The 4,197-nt window shown below is 75.3% G+C and carries 4 protein-coding genes; 1 reads left to right on the top strand and 3 read right to left on the bottom strand.

Going from position 1 to position 4,197, the window contains the following annotated elements; all coding sequences use genetic code 11:
- On the bottom strand, positions 1-803 hold an 803-nt coding region (rpsB, locus tag ACFWXO_RS29815; RefSeq protein WP_380527417.1), incomplete at its 3' end, for a 30S ribosomal protein S2.
- Between the two features lie 596 nt (positions 804-1,399).
- On the opposite strand from rpsB, the gene ACFWXO_RS29810 reads away from it, so the two are divergent.
- A complete protein-coding gene (locus ACFWXO_RS29810) occupies positions 1,400-2,152 on the top strand; it encodes a peptidoglycan DD-metalloendopeptidase family protein (protein ID WP_380527415.1) in 753 nt (250 codons plus the stop codon).
- 106 nt (positions 2,153-2,258) lie between these two features.
- On the opposite strand, the gene ACFWXO_RS29805 is transcribed toward ACFWXO_RS29810, so the two are convergent.
- Both ACFWXO_RS29805 and whiG read right to left on the bottom strand, forming a co-directional pair.
- Positions 2,259-2,843, bottom strand: coding sequence for a TetR/AcrR family transcriptional regulator (locus ACFWXO_RS29805; RefSeq protein ID WP_380527453.1), 585 nt, complete (start codon positions 2,841-2,843; stop codon positions 2,259-2,261).
- A 112-nt stretch (positions 2,844-2,955) separates the two neighbouring features.
- Entirely contained in the window at positions 2,956-3,873 is a 918-nt protein-coding gene (gene whiG, locus ACFWXO_RS29800) for an RNA polymerase sigma factor WhiG (RefSeq protein WP_380527451.1), read from the bottom strand.
- Between the last annotated feature and the right edge of the window lie 324 nt (positions 3,874-4,197).

Genomic DNA, 4,197 nt, shown 5'->3' with positions numbered 1-4,197 from the left:
GCGCGCGCGCGCGCGCCGCTCGATCTGCGCGCGCGCGCGACCCCCCCCCCCGCCGGGGGCGGGGGGGGGGGCGCGCCGCGGGGGGGGGGGGGCCCCCCCCCCCCCCCCCCCCCGGCGCGGGACTTCAGGCCCTCGGCGACGGCGTCGGCGATCACGCGGGTCAGCAGGGTGACGGAGCGGATCGCGTCGTCGTTGCCCGGGATCTTGTAGTCGACCTCGTCCGGGTCACAGTTGGTGTCGAGGATGGCGACGACCGGGATGTTGAGCTTCCGGGCCTCGCCGACCGCGATGTGCTCCTTCTTGGTGTCCACGATCCAGACAGCGCTGGGAACGCGCTGCATGTCGCGGATACCGCCGAGGGTCTTCTCCAGCTTGTCGTGCTCGCGCTGGAGGACCAGGAGCTCCTTCTTGGTGAGGCCGGAACCGGCCACGTCCGAGAAGTCCAGCTCGCCGAGCTCCTTGAGGCGCTGCAGGCGCTTGTAGACGGTCGAGAAGTTGGTCAGCATGCCGCCGAGCCAGCGCTGGTTCACGTAGGGCATGCCCACGCGGGTGGCCTGCTCGGCGATGGCCTCCTGGGCCTGCTTCTTCGTGCCGACGAAGAGGACGCTGCCGCCGTGGGCAACGGTCTCCTTGATGAACTCGAAGGCGCGGTCGATGTAGTTCAGCGACTGCAGCAGGTCGATGATGTAGATGCCGTTGCGCTCGGTGATGATGAAGCGCTTCATCTTCGGGTTCCAGCGGCGGGTCTGGTGACCGAAGTGGACGCCGCTCTCCAGCAGCTCCCGCATCGTGACGACGGCCATTGCCGTGCTCCTCAGGTGTTACGGCCCGACTGTGGCCGCCCTCGGGGGGTTCCCCTCGGGCGAAATGCCTACGGCCGGGTCAGTCTCGGTTGTCCGTGGCGGCCAGGTGACAGCCACGCCTGACGCCCCGATCGTGCCGAGCCGCTTCCACCCGCTCGGTCCGGGGACCGGTCGGGCTCGGCGGACCGAGCGGCACTCGCACCTGGCGGAGGCCGCGGAAGAACCGTGTCCGACCACCGGTGGCGGGGCGTGCGAAGTCGACCCGGTGGACCGGGTCGCGTGTGAAGTGTACGGGAAGCGCCGAGCGGCGAGCGACTTCTCGGGCGCCCGGGGGCCCCGGGCGGACCGCGCCCGAGCGGCGGATGGCCTGGGGGAAGCCCGGGAAACGACCGCGGCGGACGGGGCCGCGGCGACCGGCGAACGGGCGCCGGCTGGTCGGCTCCCTGCCCACCGACCGGTCCTCGTATGCCGTTTGTCCACCGGACGGCGGCACCCGTACACCCGTCGGGGGGACGGCGACCGGCGGTGGGGGCGGTTTGTCCACAGGAATCCGGAAGGGGGTGGTCTGGGCAGCGGGGCCCGGCCAGCCTCGGGGCATGACTGGGCGCAGCGGGGTTCGAGGGGCGGTCGCGGAGGCGATCGGATGGATGGCCGGGTGGATGGCCGGGTGGATGGCCGGGTGGATGGCCGGGTGGGCGCGTGGCCGACCGGTGGGGGTGGGCGGGGTGGCCGGTGCGGTGGTCACGCGGGTGGTGCGGGGGATCGCACTGGGGGTGGTGCTCGCCCTGATGGCGGGTGCGGGGGTGGCGCGGGCCGCCGCGGCGGGCGAGGGCGGCGCGGGTGCGGGTGGCGTGGGTACAGGCATGGACGCGGGTGGCACGGGCGCGGGAGGCGCGGGCGGGGGTTCCACCGGCCGGGGGCCGGTGCGGGCCTGGCCGGTGGGCGGGCCCGGCGGGGTGCTGGGACGCTTCGTGCCGCCGGCCAAGCCGTGGGCGGCCGGGCACCGGGGCGTGGACCTCGCCGCCGCGCCCGGGGCGGAGGTGCGGTCGGCGGCCGCCGGGGTGGTCGCGTTCTCCGGGCTGGTGGCGGGACGGCCGGTGGTGACCGTCGTCCATCCGGGCTCCGGGACTCCCCCGCTGCGGACCACCTACCTCCCCGTCACCGGCACCGTCCCGGTCGGCACCGGGGTGGCCGCCGGGCAGGTCGTCGGACGGCTCGCCCCCGACGGACGGCACTGCGGCGCACGGGACTGCCTGCACTGGGGATTGCTGCGCGGGGGCCGCTACCTCGATCCACTGGCCCTGCTGGGCACGGGACGGGCCCGTCTGCTGCCGCTGGGCGGAACGTGAACGCGCGCAACGGCGGCGCGGCAGGGCGGAACGGACGGGGCAGAGGCTCGCGGCGGGGCAGGGGCGGGCTCGCGGCAGGACGGGACGAGGAACGGGCGGGGGCGGGTCAGGTCCGGTCGAGGCCGTGCAACGCCAGGGCCACCGCCGCGTCCGCGACCGCCTCCGGGGACTCCACCGGGCAGCCCGTACGGTCCCCGCCGGCGAACTGCTCGGTCCGGCGGACGGCCGCCTCCACGATCCCCTGCAGCAGTGCCGCGGCGAGTCGGGGCTGGTCGTGGCCCAGTTCCTCCAGCGCCCGGACGACCAGGCCGACGAGCCCGCCGTGCGCCGCCCGGATGCGCTCGCGCGCGGCCTCGTCCAACTCCAGCGCCGAAATGGCCGTGACCGCCCGGTGCCTGGGGTCCCCGGCCAGCGCCAGCTGGCCCCGGACGTACGCCTCGATCCGCTCGGCGGCGGTCTCGCAGCTCGCCATCCCGGCCTCGATCTCGGCCGCCCAGAGCGGGAAGTCCACCTCGCACAGTGCCTCGACCACGGCGGCACGGGAGCGGAAGTACTCGTAGACGGAGGAACGCGCCAGCCCGGTACGGGCGGCGAGCGAGGGGAAGGTCAGGGCCTCCATGCCGCCCTCGGTGAGCAGGGCGCGGGCAGCGTCCAGGAGGGCTGCCCGCTGCAGCTGGCGATGCTCGGCCACCGTGGCCGCTCGGATCTTCGGCACGGACCCACTGTACGGAGCCGCGCGCGCGGCCGGAACGGCGCCGCGCATTCGAAGGAGGAGCCGGCCCGGCGGGCGGCTCCGGCGCCCGCTACCGGACGTCCGAGAGCTTGGCCCGCAACTGGAGGACGGACTTGGTGTGGATCTGACTCACCCGGCTCTCCGTCACCCCCAGCACCTGGCCGATCTCGGCGAGGGTGAGGCCCTCGTAGTAGTAGAGCGTGACCACGGTCTTCTCCCGCTCGGGGAGGGTGTTGACCGCCTGGGCCAGCAGTCTGCGCAGCTCGCGGTCCTCGGCCACCTCGACCGGGTCGTCCGCGCCGTGGTCCTCCAGGGTGTCCACCAGGCTGAGCCGGTCGCCGCCCTCCCCCACCGGGTGCAGCAGTTCGTCCAGGGCCACCACGTTGGCGAGCGACAGCTGGCTGAAGATCGCGTGCAGGTCCTCGATCGCGATGCCCATCTCGGCCGCGACCTCGGGCTCGTGCGGCGTCCGGCGCAGCCGGGCCTCCAGCGTCGCGTACGTCCGCTCGACGGCCTTCGCCTTCTGCCGCACCGAGCGGGGGATCCAGTCCAGAGCACGCAGCTCGTCGATGATCGCGCCGCGGATGCGGCTGATCGCGTAGGTCTCGAACTTGATGGCGCGGTCGATGTCGAACTTCTCGATCGCGTCGATCAGCCCGAAGACCCCGGAGGAGACGAAGTCGGCCTGTTCGACGTTGGAGGGCAGGCCGACCCCGACCCGCCCCGCCACGTACTTGACGAGTGGTGAGTAGTGGAGGATCAGCTGCTCGCGCAGCCGCTGGTCGCCGGTCTCCTTGTAGGAGCGCCAGAGCTCTTCGAGCGCGCTGCGCCCCTGGGCACCGGGCTCCCGAGCGTCCCGGGCGCTCCGGGGCTCCTGGGCGCTCCGGGTGTCCCTGACCTGCGCCCCCCGCCCCGCCCCGGGCTGGTCCCGGCGGGGCCGGGGCCCGGGTGGGGAGGTGGCGTCCGGCGCCGGGGCGCTCGAAGGCAACCGGGGGGCGCGGGGTACGGCCGCACCCCCCGGCGCGTCCGCCTCGCCGAGCGCCCCGGTGCCGTGGACCGTCTCGACACCGCACGCGGCGTCGGCACGCTGGGCCGGGTCGACGTCCCTGGTCGTGTCCGCGGGCTGGCCCGGCACCACCGTCGGCCGGCCGCCCTGACGCGACAGGCCCCCCTTCGTCCCCGCCGCCTTGGACGGGAACTCGGTCGCGGGTCGCGGGGGGGGGGGGGGGGCCCCCCCCCCCCACCCCCCCCCCCCCCCCCCCCGCGCCCCCGGCGGGGGGTGGGGGGGGAGGTGGGGGGGGGAGGGAGAGGG

The sequence above is a fragment of the Kitasatospora sp. NPDC059088 genome, assembly GCF_042738155.1.
Classification (GTDB): domain Bacteria; phylum Actinomycetota; class Actinomycetes; order Streptomycetales; family Streptomycetaceae; genus Kitasatospora.
This window is presented reverse-complemented; position numbering and strand designations above follow the sequence as displayed.

Coding starts and splice junctions, on each gene's coding strand:
- ACFWXO_RS29810 (WP_380527415.1), top strand. CDS start 1,400: ATGACTGGGCGCAGCGGGGTTCGAGGGGCGGTCGCGGAGGCGATCGGA.